This window comes from Thalassoglobus sp., assembly GCF_048270125.1.
Taxonomy (GTDB): Bacteria; Planctomycetota; Planctomycetia; order Planctomycetales; family Planctomycetaceae; genus Thalassoglobus.
The window spans coordinates 18,362-43,432 of record NZ_JBLWTN010000024.1; the positions used below are offsets into that span (position 1 = coordinate 18,362).

Sequence of the window (25,071 nt, forward strand, 5' to 3'; positions counted from 1 at the left end):
TCCCGTGCTTCAGCCTGCCTCAACTCTTCACAATATCATGGACAATTTTTCCATGGACATCGGTGAGTCGCATATCTCTTCCGCTGTAACGCACTGTCAGAGCGGTATGTTCGATCCCGAGCAAATGTAAAATCGTGGCATGCAGGTCGTACATCTCGAGGCGATTTTCAATCGCATGGTAGCCGTATTCGTCGGTCGCTCCGTAGCTCATCCCTCCTTGAACCCCTCCGCCAGCCATCCAGATCGTGAACCCAAATGGATTATGATCTCGGCCATCCGCTCCTTGTGCAAAAGGTGTTCGCCCGAACTCGCCCGCCCAAATAACGAGTGTCTCATCGAGTAGGCCACGCACTTTCAGATCTTTGAGAAGCGCCGCGATCGGCTGGTCGACTGACCGGGCATTTTTCGTATGTCCGTCGATCAATTTAGAATGTTGATCCCACCGATCTCCCGCTCCGCCGGGACACGTCAGCTGAATAAAGCGAACGCCACGCTCGACCATTCTGCGAGCAACCAGACAAGCTTGTCCAAAGGTTTTTGTTCCTGCCCAGTCTTCTTGCAAGCCGTACATTTTTTGCGTTGCCTCAGATTCCTGAGACAAGTCCATCAATTCTGGAACCGCAGACTGCATTCGAAATGCGAGTTCGTAGTTTGAAATTGCAGACTCAATTGCATCGTGCGGTCCTTCCCGAGCCAATAAGCTCCGATCCATCTTTCGCATCAGTTCAAGTTTTCGCAACTGAGCGGATGTTGAGATATTTTTCGGCAAGATGTCTGCAACCGGCGTTGCGCCCTCTTTGAAAACCGACCCTTGAAACGTCGCTGGAAGAAATCCACTTCCAAAGCAGGCCAGTCCACCCGGTGGAATCAGCCCACTGTTCAAGACCACAAATCCGGGAAGCTCCTGGCTTTCAGTCCCCAGACCATAGGTCACCCAGGCTCCCATACTCGGTCGGCCTTGCAAGCCATGCCCAGTGTGAAGGAAATAGTTGGCCCCGGTATGTTCGGGGAATTCCGACGTCATCGAGCGTATCACGCAGAGATCATCGACACATGTCGCCACATGCGGAAACAGCTCACTTACCGGGAGTCCGCTCTCACCATGTTGTTTGAACTTCCATGGTGAGCCGAGTGTCGAGCCATTGTTCGCAAACTGAGTTGGCTGAACTTTCATTTTGAACGGTTGACCGTTCTCTTTCGTTAGAAGCGGCTTGGGATCAAATGTATCGACCTGCGACGGCCCTCCGTCCATGTAAAGAAAGATCACATTCTTCGCACGTCGCGGGTATTGAAGATAAGAGTTTGGCTCACCTTGCGAGGTCTCTGCCTGCAGCTGTTGCCAGTTCAATGCGGAGAGCGAAACCGCTCCGAATCCAAGGGCGGATTGTGTCAGCCATTGACGGCGATTCAGTAAGTTTTGAAAGGATGATTGCATAAAAATATCGTTGATAAAATGTCGTGTCATTCGCTTCGAAGCTGCTTCCTTACGGAGCGGCTTCAACTGGTTGTCGCTGCTTGGCCAACTCTTCGTAATAACGTTGCAACAGATCCGCATATTTCTGTGGGACTGGATCTCTGTCGATCGGAACCAATTCTTCATTTGGATCACGCCGAGCAATTTCCTCTGCGATTTCCTGCTGCAATTCTACCATTGGACCATACACCGATGTGCGGACCAATTCCCAGTCGGGAGCTTTCGAGTGACGTTTCATATCAATCCGCATTTGCCGAGCACGTTCGCGAATCGTTGCAACCTGCGTACGCAATTCCGGGCTGGTGACCATCTCTTCGAGATCACGCATTCGATCCGACCATTCTTTGTAATCATCTCCAGTAAGTGGACGCTGTGGACCAGTTGCCCCTCCATTCTGGCCTCCTCCTTCTTGAAACAGGTTCCCAAGCTGCTGACCGAGATTAGGACGATCCTGCCCCGACTGTGAACCCTGACCCGGTTGTTGTCCCGGTTGTTGACCCGGTTGTTGACCCGGTTGTTGACCCGGTTGTTGACCCGGTTGCTGACCCGGTTGCTGTCCCGGTTGCTGTCCCGGTTGCTGTCCCGGTTGCTGTCCCGGTTGCTGTCCCGGTTGCTGTCCCGGTTGTTGTCCCGGTTGTTGTCCCGGTTGTTGTCCCGGTTGTTGTCCCGGTTGTTGTCCCGGTTGTTGTCCCGGTTGTTGTCCCGGTTGCTGACCCGGTTGTCCATCTTGAGAAGGTTGATCACTTTGATTGGGCATGGGAGGTTGTTGAAGATCATTTTCGCCACCGGGCTGAGTACTATCACCTGGTGTCTGTTCCCTGTTTCCGGCCTGTTGGCCCGTTTTATCTGGTGTTTCTCCCGGACTCCGTCCAAGTTCCTGACCGGATTGCTTCTGCTCAGGATTGTCCTGCCCCGTTTGATTGCCGCTCGCTTCTGAATTTTCCGCTCCATTCTCGCGAAGCTCGTTTTCGATGGCACGTGTGAGTTCATCGAGAACTTCACTGGCGGCTGCCAAGGCTTCACCTTCATCACCAAGAATTGATTCGGCAGCTTCTTCAACTCCCTGCTGCAAGCGTTTGATCCCTTCCTGGGCTTGGGCCTGAGCCTTCTTCGCTTCTTCTTCGATTCCGTAGCGTTGCAGCTGAGCTGCTCCTTCGAGTGCCTCTTCAGGTTCGAATTTGCGAAGATCTCGCATCGTGTCGTACAGTTTTCGAGAGAGAAGCGGCTCGGTATTTTCCGATTCTTCAACGAGTTCCTTGGTGCGATCAAGGAGTCCCCCCAAACGTTCCTTCTGAGCTTCAAGAGCTTTGACAATCTCTTCGCGATCTTTCGACTCTTCCGCCGGTCGCAGGGACTTTTGCTTTGGCTGTTCGCCTCCATTTTCTTTGCCATTCATGGCATTTGCGATTTCTTCCTGGTTCTCCGACAGCTCGCGAGCATCCTTTCGGAGTTCTCGGACCGCATCGGCAAACTGGCTTGCCGTTTGATTTTTGAACTCTTCCTGAAGCTCATTGAGCTCTCGCTGTGCGCGTGTTCCCTCTGTCAACGCTTTCGAAGTTTGTCGCTCTTTCAGTGATTCCGCTGCGCGTCTGACACGTTCTCGCGTTTCGTCGACTTTCTCGCGGGCTTCAGCCATGCGTTCGCGGTTTTCTTCGGTGCTCATTCGCTCTTTGAGTTCATCGAGATTCCGCAGCAACTCTTCTTGTTCCTCCTGAAGCCTCTTCAATTCGCGATTTAATTCTTCCTTCTGTTTCGCATCAGTTTCGTCTCGAAGCTTGTTCTCCAGCTCGCGAATTTTCTCATTAAGATCTTCCTGACGCCGGGCCAGTTCTCGCAATCGATTAAGAACCTGCAACGTTTCACGCTGTTCCTGTTGTTGCTCCTGCTGTTGAGCCTGTCGTTCGGTTTCGTACCGGTCACGATCATTCTTCAGTTCAAGGGCCTTCATTTGTCGGTTACGATCTTGCTGACTTGAACTCTGAGATTGACTTTTCGACTGTTGAGACTGCTGGACATTCTTTTCTCGCGAGTTCAATTTCAGCAATCCCTGATAGGCTTCCTGAGCTTTCGAGCGTGCGTCATGAAGGAGCTCGAGATCATTTTTGGTCAACGCACCTGCGAAGTGTCGAGACGCCGAGGTCATTAACTCTATCGCTTCGACGAGATGAACTTTCATTTGCTCATCGTCGATCTTCTCCATCAACTCTTCCGCCATCGTGATCGCTTCTTCTTGCGATTCAAACAGAACTTCCGCTGACTCCGCAAACTTCGGAGAAGGTTCCGTCCGCGACTCGGATCGAATCAAGTTCCAGGCAGCCGTCACAATTTGCCGCTGAACTTCAAGCAGTTTCCCAGACTGAGTTCCATCCTGTTGTTGCTGCTGCTGTTGCTGTTGCTGCTGTTGGTTCGCAGGGACTTCTCGGAAGATTTCTTCAAAGGGTCTGACTTCCGAGAAGAAGATGTCACTGAAGGCTCGGCGCTGTTCCCCATCCGGTCCAATATCGTCAGCATAGAAATAGTACGAGATGAGTTGATCGGGATTGAGTTTCAGTTGCTCCAGATGCAACAGATGGTCCATTGTTGCCTTTTCATTTTTCCCGGCTTTCTCTCCCAGTACCATTCCTGCCTGTTTGCCATCGGGGGTTTCATAGACAAGGCCGTACTCTACCAATCCGAAATCATCTGATGCGTTCGCTTGCAGCGACAATTCTTCTAGCGGAGAAACTCGGACATCGCGTGCAGGAAAGGCAACTTTCAGATTCGCCGGTTGATTTGGAAGAACCTGAATCACAAACTCGGGAGCATCTCGATTACTGCGATCGTTTTCATCAGTTAGCACTAACCGAAATTTTTGCTTGCCCGGTTTTGAAGAAGCCCAGTTGAGCGCAAGTTGATTGGCTTCTGATTGTGGAGTCTCCAACTCAAGACGATTCCCGTCGTCATCGACAAAAGCTGCTGACTTCACAGTTTTGTTCAATTCGAAATCAAAGTTGATCTTGGCTCCCTCGACGACACTTAAGCGTCGAACATTTTCAATCGTTTCAGTATCGAGTCCTGTGTAGTCGGGGAACTGAATTTCTGCATCCGCTTTCAAGAGCTCCGGGTATGTGAATGTGGTGACCGAAAACTCATCTGAATCCTGCTGGTCGTACTCAATGCGATAAGTCAGATCTCGAACAATTTCAGGAATTCGCCCACCAAAAACAGGGTCATCGAGACTCTTCTGTAACGGAACGCGAATTTCGTTTGCGTTCTGATCAACAGCGACGAGCGTGACATCAACTGGCAGTCGTTCCCCAAACCGAGCGAGGACAAGTAAACTGGTTCCGCGTTCCACTTCGGCGTCACCGGGATCCACGCTAATCTCAATTGGTGTCTGTAAGTCGAGAACGTCGTCAACGACCTGATCAGCTGCCTGCTCCCCGATTGACTGTGGTGGAGACGTTGGCGCTTCAAGGACGAGAAAGAGACAAGTCAGCATCGCGGCGATGCGACAGAATCTTGTTGGCGAAAAAGACTTCACCGCCCGCGACCAGTTATGTTTGCGTTCGTGCTGCAAAACATTGGTGACCACTTCGGACTGCAAGTAGTTCAGTTCCCAGCGGCCCAAAGCTGGACTTTGTCGCATCGCTGCCAGAAGCATCGAATCCAGTTCCGGAAACTCGTTTTCTAACAACAAGGCAGCTTCCGATCGATCGGTCGCTTTTGCTCGCCCCACGATGATTGAAGAGACAATCGAGATTGGGATGCAAACGAGAATCACTTTCAGAAACTCGATCCGCGACTGTCCGTCGATCAGCATTCCCAGCAGCACGATTGCTAATACCGTCCAGCATGCGAGAGATGCTTTAATCGCTCTTAAACGTCGCATCCGCACGACAACTTCATCCAGACGTCGGAGTAAACGAGCATCGGACATATTTGTCTCTCCTGAACTCTGCAAGGAAACACCCATCAAAGATCGCATGTGAATCTTATCCGATTTTGAGGATGATGACAGCCTGGTTTCAACCGATCCAACCTCATCAACAATTTCATCCATCATAGGTGGGGTAAACTGTTCCGGTTTTAGGACATGTTGCCTAAATTCATCTTGGCACAGTCAGAGAAACTGACCTTTTGACTCAAGTTGCTCCAGCAATGGCGATAGTATTCAGGAACTGATCCCACTTGAGCAAATTTCTCATTTCACCAGAAGTGCTCTCACGACATCGGGACCGGGAACAGGAGCACGTCTCCTGGACCGGGAGCCAATGTCATGCTGCCGAATCGTCGGAGATGAGCGGTTTTGTTCAGGTCACAGATTAGGAAACGATCAGGAATTCCCATGAACCCGGAATCCTGTTTTAGAACCAGTCCGAAAACTACTGCAATGGTCGCTTTCCTCAACGTTTGAGAGAGCAATTTCAAGTTTCAGGATCAGTTCTAGCTTTATAGATGAAGCAGGATTATGAGAATTCTAAATCAGATTTGAAAAAGATGTACGCGAACAGTCTCGTGGAGATGAGTGATTCATTACATGAAAAGCAATCTTCACGGACAAAAAACACGAAAGTGTTCTATTGAAGTGAAAACGACTGATCAGATGTAGCTCTGATCAAATTGTTCTGATGTTGGACAATTCCTGGAAAGATTTTATTGAATTCCAGGTGGCGTTTTGGCAGTATGGAGGCGTGTATGAATCAGGATGATTCTTTTGAACCCATGATTTTTACACCAATGAGGAGACAACCATGAGGAATGTGTTGTGGGGAGTCGCGGCATTTGCCTTAGCGATCTCTGGGGAGGCCACAGCGCAGGCTGGCTGGTTCTGTGGAACCGCTGGCTATAATCGCTGTGCAGTCGCGCATTGCCAACCAACTGCGTGTTACACTGCTTGCAAAGTCGAGCGGGAAACATGCTACCGAACTGTTTACGAATCAATCTGTGAACCAGTTCAGGAAACATACAATCGAACGGTTTACGATACCGTCTATGAAGACGTCGAACAAACCTGCTATCGCAATGTTGTCGAACAACAATTTCGCGAAGAAGAATATCAGGTGAGCCGACAGGTCTTTGAGACCTCTTATCAGGAAAAAGAATACACAGTTCAACGCCCTGTCTGGGAAACTTCTTATCGAGAAGAGTCTTATCAGGTGCGGCGTCCCGTGTGGACCACTGAGAACCGACAAACAACTCGCACGGTCATGCGACCCGTCACGGAAACCGTGAATCGCCAGGTGACACGAACTGTCATGCGGCAAGTAACGGAAACTGTGAACCAGGAACGTTGCTACCGAGTCATGCAACCGGTCACCACCTACCGAACTGTCCGTCGCGTTGTGCAATGTGAACCACCACCGGTTTGCGATCCTTGTGCCCAAGTCCCGATGCCAGCCAGACGACCTTGCTTCGCCTGCTGCCCTTGGTTGTGCCCCTTCAAAAACTTTGGCTGGGGAGCAGGACAAGTTGCCTATCGTCCACGCACCCGGGTGATCACCGAGCAAGTTCCTTGCACTGTTTATGTGCCAAAAGTTGTTCGACAAGTTTGCCCTGTGCAGGTCTGCCGACTGGTCCCTGAACAAGTTGTCGAGAACTGTCCGGTTCAAGTCTGTCGGATGGTCCCCGAACAAGTTGTTGACAACTGTGAAGTTCGAGTTTGCAAATGGGTTTGCGAAACACAAACACGCAAAATTCCAGTGCGAACCTGCCGAATGGTCAGCGAAGTCAAGACATCTAAAATCCCGGTTCAGACATGCAAAACCGTGACAGAAGTCCGTACTCGCAAAATTCCATTCTGCACAGTTAAGAAAGTCCCTTACACAGTAACTCACAGAGTTGCTCGTCAGGTCGCTCGACAAGAACCATGCACCGTTACACGAATGGTCACCAAACTTGTCCCACGTCAAGTTGCCTATGAAGTGTGTCGAATGGTTCCCGTCCAACAATGTTACACCGTTCAACCGTGTGATAGCTGTGGAGTTCCATCGGGACTTGGCGGATGTGCAAACGGTGACTGCGGTACCATTCAGCACGACGCCAACAAACCTGTTCCACAAGCAGACCCAGCACTTTCTGCTCCAGCCAATGAAGAATCTGGCCCAGAAGTGAACCCAACACCAAGTGGACCTTCCATTTAATTGTTTTTGAGTTTTCTGTCTCCGTGAAGCATCCAATTCATGTGATGGTTCACTAACTCCGAGGAGACAGAACAACTCTACGATTTTCAAAATGTTCTGGTTTCTGGAACATTGAGTTCGTTCGAAGCACACAAACCGACCGGATTTTGTTCCTGTCGCGAGTGTGACGCGACAACCAAAGCTTGCTAAAATCGCCCACGCAAACTCCTGCGTGGGCGATCTTTTTCATTGTAGAACAAGTGAAAGAGTCCTCCGCTGCACTCTCAACTTGAGAACCTGAGAGTCATCGAATATTCAAAGGGAATGGGCGAAATGGGAGAATGCTCCAGCCCTGACAGATCTTGGATTTCTACCACGCAACGAATCAAGAATCAGGTCGGCGCTCGAACTACTGAGCTTGGAGACCTGGCATATGAATCACTGACCTACTGATGCTTTTCATTCACACCCCGCGAACGAAAGTTTCAATTCACCGATGACTTCCGGCGAAACAAAAAAAAAGCGAACAGAACTGATCCGCGTGTGGCTCGCACGGTTTCTGGTAGTCTACTTTCTCGTCGCGTATATTCTGCTCCCGTTTGTCTGGAAACAGTACACGCGCCGGCATCCCGTGCTGGATCAGAGTCCTAGGCTGACCACGACCGGAGATGGCCACGCAGGGGACCCGTTGAATATCGCTTTGGTCGGAACCGAAGCTGAAATCAAGGAGATTATGAAGAAGGCCAAGTGGTTTCCGGCGGACCCGCTCGGGTTTCGTAGTGACCTGAAGATCGCTGCCGACACAGTTTTGAAACGTTCGTATGTTGAAGCTCCTGTAAGCAGCCTGTATCTATTTGGTCGGAAAGAAGACCTCGCCTTCGAACAGCCCGTGGGAAACGACCCGCGAAAGCGTCATCATGTGCGGTTCTGGAAAAACCCTGAGCCAGATCAACAAGGAAGACCACTCTGGCTGGGATCAGCTTCGTACGATGAACGTGTCGGCTTCAGCCACACGACCGGTGAGATTACGCATCATATCGCTCCCGACGTTGATAAAGAGCGGGACCATTTGCTCCACGACTTACAACAAACTCAAGACTTGTCAGAAGTCTCGTCAATCCCCGATTTCCACAAAATCCTTGAGGGGAAAAACGGAGGCGGAGACCGCTGGTACACCGACGGAGCCATGGCGGTTGCAGTCATCAAGGGTGAGTAATTCGAGAATCCTGTTGCGATCTGCCTCGTAACAAACAGTCAATCACCAACAGACTTTCCCAAACACATAAACTCTGAGGTGATTTACCCTGAAGCCTTCCGCTGATTCTTCGCTTTCAAAAGCTCTCCTTTGAGGTCTTCTCTCAAATACATCCCGTTAGCTCCTTTGGTCCGCACGATCACACCATCAATGAGAGACATCTGAGTAATGAGGTCCGCAATAGTCCGCCCACCCAGATTCGAGGCCAGTTGATCCATGGGAATCCGTTTCCCTGATTTCGCCAGCTGGATCAGAAAAGGTGTCACAAAATCGGGTTCAATTTTCTGAATATCTCGAGCGACGCGTGTCTGTCGAAAACCGGACATGACGATCGCGGGAGCAGCCAGAACCGAAACGGAAAGCATCTTGACGATTCCGCGAACTGTTTCCGGATTCCCAAAGAATGACATGAACCGACTTCCGGTCTCTTTCACAGCTGTCTGAACTTTCTGGGTTTGTTCGTCTGAGCCAAGATCGACGTTTTCCACCTCTTCGTGATTCACAAGCAGGTAAGCTGCGAAGAGCAATGCAATCACGAACAGCGTTGCAGCCAGTAGCCCAATTCCTGCTCCGAGAACCCCGGAAAAGGCGAACCACAAACAGAACCTGACCACCCAATAGGTCGCAAGCAATACGAAAAGGGAGCCCAGAAAACTGACAATCGCACCCGCAACGTGAAGCTTGAAGCGTTTCTCCTTGTAACTCTCAACCCAATTCTCAATCGCTTCCTGAATCGTCATTTCTGGCATTGTTCATCAATCTTGTGTCTCATCGAGTTTCTGGCAGGACCAGCAAATTTCAAAGTCGGCACCATTTTCTTCACCACAACTTACACATTTCCATGACGATCGCGTTTGCGACCGTTCTCGTTGTTTCTGCTTAGCGAGTTCTATGATTTGTCGGCCGCGTACAAAGTCTTCTTCATGAACCCACAATCGCGGTGTTGCCAATTGCACTGGCAGTTTACCACTAATACTGTGGAGTGATGCACCAACAACTTTCGCCGTAACCCCCTCCTCCGCGAGGACTCTTTGGATATGTTCGGCGTCCATCAGATCATCGGCTGAATAGACTTCGACAATTTTGTCGTCAGACATGTTCATCTCACTCTCGACTTCGATCTATTGTCTATCTCTAAACTGAAACGAGAACAGGTCCGCCCCGTTCAACAGAAATTTCACGCGAATTGGCTTTTCGGGCAAATTTTTGAGCGATTTGCCTTCGTTTTTCCAATGAACCACCTGCTCAATTGAATCGCCGTTGAGCGGTTTGCAATCTTTGGAAGTATATCCGGAAATTGGGTTTCCGTCAGCGTCCTGGAGTTCGACCTGAATTGCTCCCCCTTTTCTGGCAGAGTAATTGAGAATGAGTTCGTCCCCGGAAAACTGAATCGGCTTCGTGATTAATTCCCCACCTTTTTGACCAGAGTGAAGCGCAACAAAGCCATCCGTACGGTAGCTGAAGCGGCGTACTCGGGTATCGGGACCGACATAATACGCTTCCGTCGCAAAAACCGACATCCTCCCCGGCTCGGTTGGAATTTCAACCAGCCCGTGCACCATATAATTGCTTCGATTGCCCTGTCGGTCTTCGGGAGCGTCGCGCGGGACAATCGGATCGTTGTAGCGGGTAAATGTGACTCCATCCCGGCTGGACATGAAGACTGGTTCGACCTGGCTATCCTTCGGGAGGTAGCGTGTCGGAAAGCCGACGAGCAAATGGGGTGCGCGATCATACGAACGTATTGCATTCGTATACAGATGCTGATGCTCCGCGCCCGGATACTTCAACAAAACGGGCTTCGTCCAGTTGATAAAATCATCCGAGGTACAGGTCATGATATCTCGAACACCCTTCGTAAACGTACGATGAAAGTCGACGTACTGTTTTGTATGCGGGTTCCAAAACGCAAGGTTCTGCGAATCAAAGGCTCCTTCGGTGATGACTGGTTCATCATTCATTAACGACCAGCGAATTCCGTCAGGAGATTTGAAAACGTAAAGACCTTTCTTGCCTTGTGGTCGTCCGCGCGAAATGGCTTTGTACTTTGCATCAGCAGAGCAATTTGGATTTGTATCCTTGAACGGCACAAAGCAGTGCGTTCCGATTCCATCCCAGACGATGTTGTTCTCTTTTGAACCGTTGTATTCAATTAAACCCAAATTCGGCTTGGTCCAGTGAATGCCATCGGTGCTTTCTGCATAGCAGGTCACTTCGGGGTGCAGCGACTTCTGAGTCTTCTCATTCACATGAGATCCTCGGTAATACATCCGATAGATGTCACCATCCTGAAAGATCGTGTAGTAAGCGCAGGTGTTTCCTTCCCACGATTCATCAGTTGTGATGATGACATCATGCGGGGTCGGCTGCTGGGCAACTTGAGAGAGATCGCCATTCATACTCTCGATCAGAAAATCGTCAGTGAACAGTTCCAACCGTGAGCCGATCTCAATTGGCTCCGCATAAACAGTCGCGACAGAGAGTAGAGTCATCGCGAAAGCGTAAGACATTTTCATTTGTTGGCCTTTCAAGTTGATTTCGGAACTCGATCACATCGCTTATGAGTATGGAGAGTGATAGTCCGCTCAGCAATCATGACTTCAATTTGCTTCGAAAGTCAGCGAGCCAGCGACTTCGATTAAGCTGGGAACATGTAAGAAGTTTGTCAATCTTTGATTCCGTACTACATCACTATTGTGGAGCCCAAAACTCTATGCAGAATAAACGGATGACTTCTCATCAATTTATTTTGGTCTATTCTCACGGGAGAAATTCATGGCAGGACGTATTCTTTTATTGACGCTGCTCTTCTTCACTCTCCTTCAACACGACCTTCCGGCGCAAGAAAAAAAGGAGAACCAGAAAGCCTCCGAAACTGCCAAGTCACCTGAATTCGATCCGGTAGCAACCGGCTTACGAGCTGCACCGATCCCATCAACTGCCATCCGAACCGCAGCGATCAACAAGAACGGAAGCCTGATCGCGTTTGGAACAGGTGAAGGGAAAATTTCCATCTGGGATACGAAGCAGAATAAATTTACTCATGAATGGTCCGGGCATGATCACTGGGTTTTCGATTTAACTTTTGATGCGAACTCAGAGAGATTGTTTTCTGGTGGAGGCGATAACAAAACTAAAATCTGGTCGAGCAAAGACTGGAAGCTGCTGAAAACTTTTGAAGACCACACCGACGACGTACATAGTGTTGCACTGACTCCCGATGAGACTTTGCTGATTACCGGAGGTGACGACGCAAACGTGATCGTCCGAAATCTAAAAACGGGTGAGGTCACCATTCTCAAGGGGCATACTGCTCAGGTGACATCGACGGTGTTGTCGCTTGATGGAAAGCAAGCGTTCTCATCCAGCCGAGACCAGACGATTCGAGTTTGGGATTTGGAAAACTTCAAGGAAGTTGCTGTTTTAACAGGTCATCAGGAAGATGTGCTGCACCTGGCGATTGACAAATCTGGTCAACAACTTGCCTCCGCGAGTTATGACGGAACTGCTCGCCTCTGGGATGTCAAATCCTTAAAGCAAATTGCATCATTCGAGATCCCCAAGAGATGGGTGACTGCAGTGGAATTTTCGAATGACTCAAAGTTGCTCTTCACTGGTTCAACAGATTTCATGTTGCGGGCATTTAACATTCGGTCAAAAAAGGAAATTTGGAAAATCTCGACAGGCTCGGATGTCTCTGATTTACTCTCTTTGCCGGATGCAAAAACGCTTCTGGCATCCACATCGAGTCACGGAATAAAATTTTACGACTACACAAATGACGTCGTCACCACGAAACGAGTCGCGGTACCTGCGTACGTCGTTCCGGGGCATGCTCCTCCTATCTCGACCCTTGACTATCTCGTAATGCACGAAGCTCTATTATTTGAACAGTCTTCAGAAGACTGGGGCCAAAAGATCGGTCTGCTGGCTCTGTACGGTGATGCGTTTTCACGAACGCTGATGGCTGATTTGAAAACGAATGAACTCCCTGCACCGAAGCAGGAACTTGCCAAGCGTCTCAAGGATAAACTCTCGATAAGTCCACAAGAGGCACTCGGCACAGCTTTAATCGGCAAGTACTGGGGACGTCTGGCGGTTGCTGAGTTCAGCGATCTACGAGTGACAGAGACGCTTCGTGATTGGGTGACTGGCGAAACGCGAAAATGGTCGCCGACCCCGAACAACTTTGAAAAGGAACTCCTCTCGGTCGAGTTAAAAATTCAAAAAGAATTAGCCGTGCTCAGCAAAAGTGACGCAGATAAGAAGCGTGCGAAAGAGATTGAATCCGCCATTGTGACGGAGTTTCGAAAGCTCGCCGATGAAAAAAATGAAGCGAAATAAAGAACGTCATTTTTAAAACTGAGATCAACTCGAACAGTGTAAACGCAAAACGCCCTGGAAGAACGAGCCTTCCAGGGCGTTTTTACTTCTCAATAACAGAGTGCTAAGTGCCCCTGTGACAAGTTACGGTGACAAATTACTGTTTCATCGCATCTGCAAGAATGCGTGATGTCGATTCACGCATGATCCGTGGATCGACTTGCTCACCTTTCTGGAGTGTCGCGCGGACATCTTTCCCAGAGATGAAGACAGGTTTTTCGTCAGAATGGTTTTCCATCAAGTCGACGCGTCCCATGGATTCGTAGTAGGCAGCGAAGCCGACTTTGACTGGTTGAATCTTCAGGTCGCCGTTCAGATTACTGAAGATTTCCTGAGCATCGAAATCACCCCAGATGGCGGTTCCATCTTTGAATGGAGCATCGGCGTGTTTACGGCCAATGACGATGTTCGTGTAGCCCATGTTCTGACGATAAATGGCGTGCATGACCGCTTCTTTTGGTCCGCCGTAGAACATTTTGATGTCGAGACCGAGCAACTTCACGCGATCTGGAACTTCGTCATCACGTGATGACCAAAGTTCTTTGTCGCTATCGCCGTCGCCCATTTGACGTTCACTGATGAGTTTTTCGTATGTTTCCATTCGAATCTCAGCGTTGACGTCGTCACCTTTGGTTTCGCCGATCAGCGGATTCAAGACTGCTCCTGCGTTCTTGCCAGCTTTCAGGAGTGACTCCAAAGCATAAACGAGAGCGTATTCGTGAGCACGGTGAAGCGGGTTGCGAGTCTGGAAGGCGACAACAGCTTCCCAACCGGTTTCTGCGATCAACGCACGAACTTCACGCGGCGTGAGCACATACTGTCCGAAGTTCGGATTTTTCGGTTGTGGGAGTGCCTTGATCGTTCCACCGATGAGGTGAGTTTTATCGGCATCGCCAACGAGGACCATATCCGCTCCGGGATGGTCGGTTCGGTCAGTCAGATAAACTGAAGAGATATATTTCTGCTTGTCCCACTCAAAGACGTCAGTCAAATCGAGAGTCGCAACAACTTCTCCATCAGGATTCGTCAGAGCGATTTTCTCGCCAGCTGAGAGTGTCGCAGCCAGTTCTGACGTGACAGGGAACGCAATCGGAATCGTCCAAGCGTATTTTTCACCGTTGTTGATGATGACCGATTCATCAAGTACGCGGTTGTAAGTCTCTGAATCCATCGGCCCGGTGAGTGGGCTGAGGGTTCCATCAGCGAAGCGATAAACACTGGAGAGATCGGCGGCGGAAACAGGGACTTTTTTCAAGTCGGCTGCTTCTGCTTTGAACGCGTCAATCTGGTCTTGAGCAACGGTGCAACATACTGGCTCAGAAAGTCCGCCATGAGGGGCAATGAGGTCTGCCATTCTTTTTCCTTATCTTCTTGTTATGTTTGAACTTGTGTGATCGTGTTCCCGGTCACACGGGATGAGAGAAACGGTGGAAACCTTGCGGCTCAACGTGCCGAACCACCATTTTTCGAGGGACCGGACCCGGGACATAGTATTGAACATCTCAATACCAGATTCACCACGATCTTCGTTCTCCAAGAAAGCAACGCCACACTAGAGAATGGAGGAATCATCGTCAAGACTGGTGCTTTCGTGTTCCCACGGCTGGAACAGGTCAACACAAGGGTTCAGCCCGTTCATCTGTTTCAATTGCCCCCAATGAACTATCTTTTTCCAGAGCGTCTTCATAAACAACGTTTCCCGTTTCCAGCAATACCATTCGTAATCCTTTTCCGGGATACGCATTGCAAAACTGAGAGGATCAGTGGCAATCCCGTCAAACTGGCTGATGAAACAATTCTTAACGCCCGTCCTGCGACCGGCGACGCGATTGATTATTGGCTTGATTGCAATTCCTCTCTTACGGCTGATCCGCAAGAAAGTCGCCCACACAAAGGAGTGGGACGAAGAGTTTGAGAAGGATGTCGAACAATGGTTTCGGGCGTCTGCACTACTTTTATTTGCGACAAAGAACGTGGAACTGGCTATCGGAGCATGGCTCGACACGAAATTTATCATCTCGCTGGATAACTGGTATGTGGCTGCGGGGCGATTGTTGCTGGCCATCGGGGTGATTGAGGCGATGCCCGATCAGGAACTCTTCTCGATTGTGCATCCCGGACCACCAAAGCCTACCTGGGACGGAAGCAAAGGCTTTCGAGAGAATATTCGCCCACAGTTTATTCCCATTTTACGCGGATTGGTCTGCATTCACTTACAGCGTTCTTCGCCAGTCTTTGCCATCATGGCGACCATTATGGACGGAACAACGGGGTGGGTCTGTTTCTGGATTGCGATTATCCAATACCTCATCATTGGACTGGTCACATCCCGAGACAAAGCGATTGACGTTCTCTCCGCGTTTGACAAACAAGTAGCGATCAGGCGTGAAAACCTAATCAAAGAGTTTTCAATCAAAGAAGACGAACAATCTGAAGCTGCTCAAGAGTCCAGCGACCTCGACGTAAAAAAAGTACACGAAAAGAAAGAATCATAGTCAATGTGTGGAATCGCCGGAGGTGTTTGGACGAATCAGGCTGCGAAACTGCCTCAAGATGTCCTCACGCGCATGCTGGACTCAATCCGCCATCGGGGACCGGATGATTCGGGAACCTATTTCTCAAAAGAGGGCACCACGAATTGCGCCCTGGGACATCGACGGCTGTCGATTATCGATCTAGGTGGCGGTCATCAACCGCTGTGCAATGAAGACGGAACTATTTGGATTGCCTTCAACGGAGAGATTTACAACTACAAAGAATTACGATCTCAACTTGTCGCCAGCGGACACCAATTCAAGACAGACACCGACACCGAGGTAATCGTTCATCTGTACGAGGAATATGGTGATGACTGCGTCCAACATTTGCGAGGAATGTTTGCTTTCGCAATCTGGGACGAAAACAAAAAACGGTTACTCTTAGCACGTGACCGCATCGGGCAAAAACCGCTGTATTATAAAGTGGAAAACAACCGCCTGCTCTTCGCGAGCGAGATGAAAGCAATCCTCGAAGTTCCGGGAATTGAACGCGAAGTCGATCACTGCGCCATTGATCTCTTCATGACGTATCAGTACGTGCCGTATCCAGGAACGATCCTTAAAGGATTTCAGAAACTTCCGCCGGCACACCTGCTGGTCTTTGAATCGGGCGAGGTCTCGACTTCACGATACTGGCAAGCACCTTATGAACCGACCTCAGAGCGTCCGCTCCCGGAACTCTCTGTCGATCAATGGAAGCAGAAACTTCGCGAGACGCTCACTGAAGCGGTCCGCCTGCGAATGCGGTCCGACGTTCCCATCGGTTCATTTCTTTCCGGAGGAGTCGATTCGACGATCATCTCTGGGCTGATGCAGTCTCTTTCGGACAAGCCGATACACACATTTTCGATCGGCTTTCCAGTCAAGGAGTTTGACGAGCGTGCCTATGCTCGCGAGGCAGCGGAACTCCTGGGGACTAATCATCACGAATACGTGGTCGAACCGTCGGCTCTCAAAATACTGCCCAAACTCATCTGGCATTACGATGAACCATTCAGCGACAGTTCTGCGATTCCGATGATGTCCCTTTCCGAAGTGACACGGAACGTCGTAACAGTAGCACTCTCAGGGGACGGTGGCGATGAACTCTTCTGTGGCTATCCGCGTTACAAAGCTGTCGACTTAGCAGGGAAAACGGATTGGCTTCCGCAACCGATTCGCTCGATCTTCGGGTGGGACCTTTGGCAGAAAATTCCTTCATCAACGAAGCAGAAATCCTTCGGCCGCAGACTTAAGCGATTCGTGGGAGCATTAGGGCAATCACCGGAGCGGCGTTACCTTCGCTGGATCGGAATCTTTGATCAGGATTCACGAAATTCACTTTACACACCAGAATTTCGGAAATCATTAAAAGGTTTTGACAGTGCCGAATTTATCCTCAAAGCTTACGAAGAATGCCCCAGCCGAGACTTCATCACCCGAACGACCTGTGCAGATGTTGTCAGCTATCTTACTTGCGACATTATGACGAAAGTTGATGTCGCGAGCATGTGCTACAGCCTCGAAGCCCGGAGTCCGTTTCTGGATCATCACGTCGTTGAACTGGCAGCACAAATGCCAATTGAACTCAAATACAAAAACGGCTTGGGCAAGCAAATTCTGATTGAAACCTTCTCTGACCTGATTCCGAAATCGATACAAAAGCGAAGTAAAATGGGCTTCGGCGTGCCGATCGATCACTGGTTTCGGAATGAACTCAAACCGCTCGTCGAAGAGACATTACTCTCCGAACAATGCTATGACCGTGGATACTTCAATCCGGAAGCTCTGCAGCTAATGGTCGAAGAACATATGCAGGGGCGCTGGGATCATTCCTACCGGATGTGGAATCTGATTTGCTTGGAACAATGGCATCGCACTTTCATAGACGGCGAAGGGCAATAAGACGACACGCGAGAGGTTGCGAATTTACTGTCCGGGACAATGGTCCCGGACTACGAAGAGGGCCCGGACTACAAGGAGGCTCGAAGACTACGAGGGCTTTGAGTTCTTCGCGTTCGCGCAAGTTCACGCAGCATTCATCGACAAGACAGGGTTACTGGAACAGCCCGTAGATCACGAAGTTCACGCCGATCTTGACGGCATCTTCTGTGGCATACCCGGCGCAGGCGGTTGTGGCTTGACGTTCGAGAGCACAACTCAAGTCATACTTGCTGTATACGACAACATATTTCCCGTTCACCTGGATGCCTTCCAGAATCGGTTCCCCGATCGACTCTCGCGTTTCAATACTTGAAACATTCGGTCCTTCTGCGGGAATGCGACGTTTGACACGACGGATATCGTAGCCGAGTTGCATGTTGTAGAGTTCATGCCCGACTGGAATTTTTTCCAAAGGTTGACCAAACATCTGAGTGATCAATTTCCGAAAACTTTCGTCAAACTGCTCCGCCCCGCAACAAGCATCCGCAAAGAGAAACCCGCCGTTGGACAGATATTTTCCTAAGCCTGCGATCTCTTCGTCACTCAGCTGAAAATTCTTTCGACCATGCATATAGATGAGCGGATAATCAAACAGAGCCGGGTCATTCCCTGGCAAGTTCGGTGTTTGCCGGGCCGCTTCGATACCGACGGTTTCGAGAGCGGCCTGTAAACGTCCCAAAGCATTCGGGGCTGTGTCCCAACCTCCGGTATGACGCAAACGGGCTATCGTCAATCGACCACGGTTGAGCTGATTTTCGTCACCAGCTGAAAGGATTTTTGGGCGTTCAAGCTTGTTGAAGAGCTCTCGACCGGTTGCGTATGCAATGACGTTTGTCCCCATTTTCATCGACTTGTCAATTTGCGTTTTCACGACCGGAAGTCGCTTCTCAGGATCATTCACAGCCCACTTATTCCATCGGCAAGCATGGTCATACGGTGAGTAGATAATTGCAGTCCGGCAGCCGAAATCAACTCCCCACAGTTCAGGAGTTGCCCCTTTTTCAAACAGAAACTCACTGCGATAAACGTCATGTGTGTCCGGGAGTCGCGTCAGCTGATTCTGCCCAGCAAAAAGTCGACGTACCAAATCGCGAAAGCCGGTTTCGAACTCGTCGCTATCACAATTATTCACTGCAAACAGAAATCCACCTTGCGCAAGGTACTTTCTCAGTAGTTCCAATTCGCGGCCTTGAATTGAGTCGAGACTTTCGGAACCGGTTAGAAGTTGCACGGGGCTCTGCATCAAAGCTGCGACTCCCTCACCATCGGCTGCCGTTCGTAAATCAACAACTTGCCAGGAGAGTAACTTCGGCCATTTTTCTTGACGCGAAATAAAGTTCGTCAGATTTTTGGCATCTCTGGGATGCTTGTTCCAATCCTGTTGTTTGAAGTCTTGATTGCGGTTGGCTTGGGGACCGTACTTCAGTTTATTGATCAGAACCGGCGAAAGCCCTTTTGAAAGGAACAACAAAACCAGACTTGTGCCAGCGACGCGAACCGGTTCGGTATGACTGATCCAGAAACCTGCACGCACATCCTGCCCATTGACAAGATGCTCTGCCCCTTCTCGGTACCAATCGCGGTCTCCAAAAAATCGGCGTCCAGAAAATCGGCCAGCCCGTTCAAGGCCGTATAGGTAGTACAATTTCCAGTTTGCCACTCCGGGGTTGGACTCAATTCTAAGGTTCCTCGACAGCCACTGCAGACCGGCGTCGATTCCTTCTTGAAGTTCGCTGTCGTCATCGCCTCCGCAACACTGAATCTCTCCGTTCGGCGCGACATCGCCATCGTCCTGAAGCATTTCCTGGGTAATGATCAGTGATGCCAACCCGGCTACTGTCATGCTGCCAGTCGGAGTTCCTTGAGCTTTGTAGGCCCAACCGGCCCCACTGGGATTTTTTCTGCTGCCGATCTGAACATTCAAAAAATGTTTCTGAGCACGTCGCCAAACCTCTTCATCAATTCGAATTCCGACATGAGCTGCTTCCCGGAGGGCCAGGACGGCGAACTGAGCATTACTGTTGTCCCAGTTTCCGTTTTTGGTCCCGTAATCCCAACTTCCATTTTCGAGCTGCATAGATTCGAGCTGAGCAGAAAGCTCTGCGATTTTGCCCCGTCCGCGATCCGATGCCGCCAATGCCATGATGACCATAGCGATTTCGTATGTGGAGACAGGCCGCATTTGTGGGTGTTCAAGATGATCGAGTGCTTTCGCGACGGCGGGGTGATCCGATGGCAGCCCAGAATTCAACAGAGCCAAGGTCACCAGACCAGTCACTCCATTCGCGTGTGTCTCATAGAGCCCAGCCGGCCAGCTTCCATCATTATTTTGCTGGTCAATCAGATACCGTTGCCCCCGCTCGATCGCATTGAGGACTTGCTCTCGCAACTTATCATCATCTTGAGCAGCGTCCTGTGCAAAGCAATCTGAGCCAAGAACGGTGCATATCATGCAGCTCAACAATGTGATGAATGTCCATTTCATCTTGTGTACCACCACTGATCCAGAGGATGTGGTCCTCAGAGCATTTCCAATCATTGTCGTGCCCGAAAAGATCACTTTCATAACTTTGTAGACGACTTGCCACGAAGCAGAGCGTGAAGACCGATCTTGGACTTGCACGATGAATGACTCAATCGACTCTTCATTCAGGGACTGAGTTGTTTTTGAATTTGGGCTTCCAGTTCCGTAATGAGAGGGTCGAACTGTGCGATCTCAACCGCATTCTGGCCTTGTTCGTGTTTTCGAAAACCAAGCAAGTACGTGAAATTCTGCGGTCGCCAGCGATGAAAGAAAAGTTCATTTTTTCTGCGAATCAATTCTTTCAATTCTGGATTGTCCTTTTGAGAGACGGTCCCACCGAGTTGTTGGGTCAACACTTTTGCCGTTTCAGCATATCCGCTTCGTGACAGGTGCAAACCGTTCTCAGTCCAGAGCGTTCCCTCAGCTTTGTTACGTTGAGCATCGCGGAAATCGATAAACAATTCGCCAGATTCCGCAGAGATTTCCCGAACCTTCTCGGCATACAGGTTCAAGTTTTTATTCGCGGTCTCGACACGTTCGTTCACCCCTTCAGCTAATTTGGGGAACGAAGCAGCCTCCATGAGGATTGGCGACAGGTGAATCAGTCGTGCGTTGGTCTTGAGCAGATCCTTGCGAAGTTGCTGGTACTGCGCAACGAATTCGTCAACCCCCTCGGGTCCGCGAAAAGACTCAACGGTTCCATAGCCGATGACGATCACGGTTGGCTTGAGTTCTTGAATTAGTTCTTGAGTCCGCTTGTAACCGACAGCTGGAGGGTCAAACAGGCCACGGGATTCCGCCCAGACGGTGTCTCCGCTCCACCCCAGATTTCGGAAGATGATTTTCTTGCCGCTCGCAGCCTGCGAAAGTTGAGACTCCCATTCACTATATTCTTGCGCGCGTTCGACGAGAGTGTTGCCTAGAAAGATAACGCGGTCTCCATCCTTCAACTGAAAATCGCCAGCTGACGAAACCTCAGCAGTGATTGTGAAGAAAATGGACGTCAACGCAATAATAGAAAACCAACGCATCTGTTTTGCAATCCTGAAAAAACAAACTCGGAAAGGCAGGCTGTAAGAATATCGTATCCAGACAGATTGAACAAATCGATGCTGAGAATGCGTGCCGGAAACTGAAGATGCGGTGATCAGCAAATTCCAGAGAAGTTGGTTCGCGGTGAATCGCTGAGGGCTCAGTAACAGAACGGTGAAGCTGCATGCAACAGATGAGTCGACTCGCTATCGTATTATCCAGGCCGAGTCCGGAAACTTGTAGGGATGGTCATTCTTCTCACTGTTTGAGAAAACAAATTCAGGTTTCAGGATCGGTGCTCAAATGAAATTGAAGACAAGCTATCGATGACACGCTAAGGACAAGAATCATGGCATCAGGCAATTTATCGAGACGACATTTCCTTCAAACTGGCGCTGTCGCTGCAATGGCCTGTGCAGCTGGGACAAGCGTTTCAATGGGACAGGCGAAAACGTCTCCTCGCTTCAAGAAAGCGGTCAAGTATCACATGGTGACAGACAAGTCGCTGTCGATCGCTGAGAAGTTTTCGTTGCTTAAGGAGATTGGTTACGATGGCGTCGAAATTCGCACAGCCGACAAAGATTCCGCCAAGGTCAAAGAACTTCTTCAGGCACGCGACAAAACAGAACTGCCGATTCACGGGATCATCAACAGCAACAACCCGGATATTAAAACCGCAATTGATCTTTCTAAAACCTTAGGCGGAACCTCGGTTCTGGTGGTCGCCGGGCGTGTCTCGAAAGATGTCTCGTATGACGACAACTACAAAGAGTGGTCAAACAGAATCAAAGAAAACGCTCCTCACGCAGAGAAGCAGGGGATTCAACTGCTCGTTGAAAATGTCTGGAACAACTTTCTGTTAAGCCCGCTGGAAATGGCTCGGTTCATCGACGAAATTAACAGCCCCGCTGTCGGTGTTTACTTTGATGTCGGAAACGTTGTTCGTTTCGGTTTTCCAGAACAGTGGATTCGCATCCTTGGCAAACGGATCGGGAAGCTCGACATTAAAGAGTACAGCCGCAAGCTCCAAAAGGACGAGGGCCTTTGGAAAGGATTCAACGTCGAGATCGGCGATGGCGACTCAGACTATCCAGCGGTGGTCGATGCACTTGAAGAAATTGGATACTCCGGTTGGGCGACTGCCGAGGTCAAAGGAGGAGACAAAGCACGACTGACCGAGATTGCAGACCGCATGGATAAGGTCCTCGAATTGAAATAGACGAGGGTCATTGATTCGCACTTGAAGTCTGTAGGAATCCATCACATTTTTAAGATACCGATATGATTTCCAATCTCCTTCAATTCTTGATTGTCGCCTGCCTGTCAGTCGGCTGCCTGTTGATGACTCCAGCGAGCCTCTGCGCCGCCGAGCCAGACGACTTCTCTCACAAGATCGCTCCGATACTGAAGAAGCATTGTGTTGAATGTCATGGCGGGAAAGAAGCTAAAGGTGGCTTCTCAATCAACACTCGGGGACTATTTCTGGATAAAGGGTACGCGATTCCCAAAGATGTGAGCGGTTCGTACTTTCTGGATTTGATTCATTCAAACGATCCTGAAGTGCAAATGCCTCCGCCGAAGAAACCTCGTGTCTCACAAAAGGAAATCGAGCAACTCAAAAAGTGGGTCGAAGAGGGAATGGAGTGGGACGCCGGATTCACATTCGCTCCTGCAAATTACGAGCCCCCCCTCAAACCCTATTCAGTCGAACTGCCGCCAGCAGTCGACGGAAGAACTCATCCGATTGATCGAATACTGGATTCTTATCTGTCGAAGCGCGAACTTCCACAACCGAAGCCAATCGACGATGCCACATTTTGCCGCAGAGTCTCGCTCGACTTAGTCGGTCTTTTGCCGACCCCCGAAGAACTAGAAGCGTTTCTTCATGACGAAAGCCCGGACAAGCGAGAACGGTATATCCACAGCCTGCTCGAAAGAAACATTGATTACGCTGACCATTGGCTCAGCTTCTGGAACGATCTGCTCCGCAATGATTACACCGGGACCGGATTCATCACGGGTGGGCGTAAGCAAATCAGTGGGTGGCTGTACAGCGCACTTGTCAGTAACAAACCTTACGACCAGTTCGTCAAGGAATTGATCGCTCCTCCAACAAATGCCAGCCAGGGCTTTATCGACGGTATCAAATGGCGCGGTGAAGTCAGTGCCGGGCAGACTTTGGAAATTCAGTTTTCACAAAGTATCTCGCAATCGTTTCTCGGCATCAATATGAAATGTGCATCGTGCCACGACAGTTTCATTGACCGATGGACATTAAAAGAAGCCTATGGACTGGCAGCTATTTATTCCAATCGAGAACTAGCGATTCATCGCTGTGATAAACCGACCGGTGAGACGGCCAAGGCAGCCTGGGTCTTTCCTGAGCTCGGGCAAACTGATCCCTCAGTGACTCAACCAGAACGACTCAAGCAACTCTCCGAGTTGATGACACATCCGGAAAACGGTCGATTGACACGGACGATTGTCAATCGATTGTGGGCACAGATGATGGGTCGCGGAATCGTTCACCCACTCGACGCCATGCAAAGCGAACCATGGAATGCCGATCTGCTGGAGGTTCTGTCTAACTTCCTGATTGAGAACAATTACGATCTGAAACAAGTGCTCGCGCTCATTGCGACTTCACAAGCCTATCAGTCTCAAACGGAACTTTTGTCGCAGGAATCATTAGATGGTGAATATGTTTACCGTGGTCCCAGATCAAAACGGATGACAGCTGAACAGTTCCTCGACGGTATCTGGCAAATCACCGGGACTGCACCGACTTCGATTGATGCACCGATCTTGCGGTCAAATGTCACCGCTGAAGAAGTTGATCAAGTCTCGCTGCAAGGGAAATGGATTTGGCGAACAGCCCCGGCCGAGGAACCGAATCGGGTTCCTCCGGGGGGTGAAACGATCCTGCTCAGCAAGACTCTTGAATTGGACGAGGATGTTTCGCGCGGTGTCATCGCCGTGACCTGTGATAATGAGTTCACCCTGTTCATCAATAATCGCGAAGCCAGCAGAGGCAACAATTGGCAAAAAGTGGAGTCGATACCCGTTCATCACCTACTGAAAAAAGGGAAGAACGCAATCATTGCAATTGCCAAGAACACAGGAGCGACTCCGAACCCTGCGGGCTTTTACCTCGAAGGCCGCCTCGTGCTAGAGAACGGCAAACAGACCACCTTTGCGACAGATGAGTCCTGGAACTGGAACGACAAACTTCCAGCTTCTCGGGAGGGGCGACTCGGAAAAGTGACCGGAAAATGGAATCCAGTCCAAATCGTGCCAACGCTTGGTGCCTGGAGCGAAAAGACCACTCAACCAATTCGACAGAAACTCGCGCAGGGAGCGGATGAAAACCTGCCGATGATTCGTGCTTCGTTGATGAACAATGACTTCTTCATGAGCTCACTTGGTCGCCCGCTCCGCGAACAAATTGTCTCCTCTCGCCCCAACGAACTGACGACTCTCGAAGCAATCAACCTCACAAACGGTGAGACTCTCGCCTCGTTTCTCAAGCGTGGCGGAGAGCACCTCAGTCAAAAAAAGTGGGACAGCCCGCAAGAATTGGTCGATTTCCTAGTGCTTTCGGCGTTCACACGTCCACCAACAAGCGAAGAAAGCGAAGTGATGTTATCAGCGCTGAGCGAACCAATCACTCCTGAAAAAATTGAAGACCTGCTGTGGGTGATTGTCATGATGCCCGAATTTTTACTGATTCGATGAGCCGTTCGTCTATAATAGTATTTCCGCTCTTCGTGCTGATTCACACAGAATTCCCAAAGAGAGACGAAGCATCGAAGAGAGGAAGAAGTAAGCGGGTGACTGAAAGA

General features: G+C 49.9%; 15 protein-coding genes. 7 read left to right on the forward strand and 8 right to left on the reverse strand.

The annotated features are described in order from the left end of the window. Positions 1 to 19: 19 nt before the first annotated feature. Positions 20 to 1,435 carry a DUF1501 domain-containing protein gene (locus tag ACN0YR_RS19875; protein WP_417850962.1) on the reverse strand — a complete coding sequence of 472 codons (1,416 nt, stop codon included), beginning with the start codon at positions 1,433 to 1,435 and terminating at the stop codon, positions 20 to 22. A 49-nt stretch (positions 1,436 to 1,484) separates the two neighbouring features. Continuing rightward, complete coding sequence (locus tag ACN0YR_RS19880) at positions 1,485 to 5,393, reverse strand: hypothetical protein (protein ID WP_417850963.1); 3,909 nt, start codon at positions 5,391 to 5,393, stop codon at positions 1,485 to 1,487. An 814-nt stretch (positions 5,394 to 6,207) separates the two neighbouring features. Here ACN0YR_RS19880 and ACN0YR_RS19885 point away from each other — a divergent pair. Next, complete coding sequence (locus ACN0YR_RS19885; protein ID WP_417850964.1) at positions 6,208 to 7,596, forward strand: hypothetical protein; 1,389 nt, start codon at positions 6,208 to 6,210, stop codon at positions 7,594 to 7,596. A 475-nt stretch (positions 7,597 to 8,071) separates the two neighbouring features. Further along, entirely contained in the window at positions 8,072 to 8,791 is a 720-nt protein-coding gene (locus ACN0YR_RS19890) for an LssY C-terminal domain-containing protein (RefSeq protein WP_417850965.1), read from the forward strand. A gap of 83 nt (positions 8,792 to 8,874) precedes the next feature. Here the strand turns inward: ACN0YR_RS19890 and ACN0YR_RS19895 are convergent, their stop codons facing one another. Genes ACN0YR_RS19895 through ACN0YR_RS19905 form a run of 3 tightly spaced genes read right to left on the reverse strand, consistent with a single transcriptional unit; the run spans position 8,875 to position 11,346 of the window. Further along, positions 8,875 to 9,579, reverse strand: a complete 705-nt coding sequence (locus tag ACN0YR_RS19895) for a hypothetical protein (RefSeq protein ID WP_417850966.1) — start codon at positions 9,577 to 9,579, stop codon at positions 8,875 to 8,877. A 6-nt stretch (positions 9,580 to 9,585) separates the two neighbouring features. Continuing rightward, entirely contained in the window at positions 9,586 to 9,927 is a 342-nt protein-coding gene (locus tag ACN0YR_RS19900) for a DUF2007 domain-containing protein (protein WP_417850967.1), read from the reverse strand. A gap of 24 nt (positions 9,928 to 9,951) precedes the next feature. Continuing rightward, complete coding sequence (locus ACN0YR_RS19905) at positions 9,952 to 11,346, reverse strand: hypothetical protein (RefSeq protein ID WP_417850968.1); 1,395 nt, start codon at positions 11,344 to 11,346, stop codon at positions 9,952 to 9,954. 259 nt (positions 11,347 to 11,605) lie between these two features. On the opposite strand from ACN0YR_RS19905, the gene ACN0YR_RS19910 reads away from it, so the two are divergent. Beyond that, the gene (locus ACN0YR_RS19910; protein ID WP_417850969.1) at positions 11,606 to 13,174 is read left to right on the forward strand and encodes a WD40 repeat domain-containing protein; all 1,569 of its coding nucleotides are present in this window, start codon (positions 11,606 to 11,608) and stop codon (positions 13,172 to 13,174) included. A 136-nt stretch (positions 13,175 to 13,310) separates the two neighbouring features. Here the strand turns inward: ACN0YR_RS19910 and ACN0YR_RS19915 are convergent, their stop codons facing one another. After that, entirely contained in the window at positions 13,311 to 14,567 is a 1,257-nt protein-coding gene (locus tag ACN0YR_RS19915; protein ID WP_417850970.1) for a sulfate adenylyltransferase, read from the reverse strand. A 409-nt stretch (positions 14,568 to 14,976) separates the two neighbouring features. Here ACN0YR_RS19915 and ACN0YR_RS19920 point away from each other — a divergent pair, with 409 nt between their 5' ends. Then, complete coding sequence (locus tag ACN0YR_RS19920; RefSeq protein ID WP_417850971.1) at positions 14,977 to 15,708, forward strand: DNA topoisomerase I; 732 nt, start codon at positions 14,977 to 14,979, stop codon at positions 15,706 to 15,708. 3 nt (positions 15,709 to 15,711) lie between these two features. Next, positions 15,712 to 17,634: an asparagine synthase (glutamine-hydrolyzing) gene (gene asnB, locus ACN0YR_RS19925; RefSeq protein WP_417850972.1), complete on the forward strand. Its 1,923-nt coding sequence runs from the start codon at positions 15,712 to 15,714 to the stop codon at positions 17,632 to 17,634. Between the two features lie 151 nt (positions 17,635 to 17,785). Here the strand turns inward: asnB and ACN0YR_RS19930 are convergent, their stop codons facing one another. Further along, on the reverse strand, positions 17,786 to 20,158 hold the full coding sequence (locus ACN0YR_RS19930) for a DUF4159 domain-containing protein (RefSeq protein ID WP_417850973.1): 2,373 nt from the start codon (positions 20,156 to 20,158) through the stop codon (positions 17,786 to 17,788). A gap of 164 nt (positions 20,159 to 20,322) precedes the next feature. Continuing rightward, positions 20,323 to 21,228, reverse strand: a complete 906-nt coding sequence (locus ACN0YR_RS19935) for an SGNH/GDSL hydrolase family protein (RefSeq protein ID WP_417850974.1) — start codon at positions 21,226 to 21,228, stop codon at positions 20,323 to 20,325. Positions 21,229 to 21,578: 350 nt separating this feature from the next. Between ACN0YR_RS19935 and ACN0YR_RS19940 the strand changes: the two genes are divergently transcribed. After that, a complete protein-coding gene (locus ACN0YR_RS19940) occupies positions 21,579 to 22,448 on the forward strand; it encodes a sugar phosphate isomerase/epimerase family protein (protein ID WP_417850975.1) in 870 nt (289 codons plus the stop codon). A 62-nt stretch (positions 22,449 to 22,510) separates the two neighbouring features. Next, positions 22,511 to 24,964, forward strand: coding sequence for a DUF1549 domain-containing protein (locus ACN0YR_RS19945; protein ID WP_417850976.1), 2,454 nt, complete (start codon positions 22,511 to 22,513; stop codon positions 24,962 to 24,964). The last annotated feature ends 107 nt before the right edge of the window (positions 24,965 to 25,071 follow it).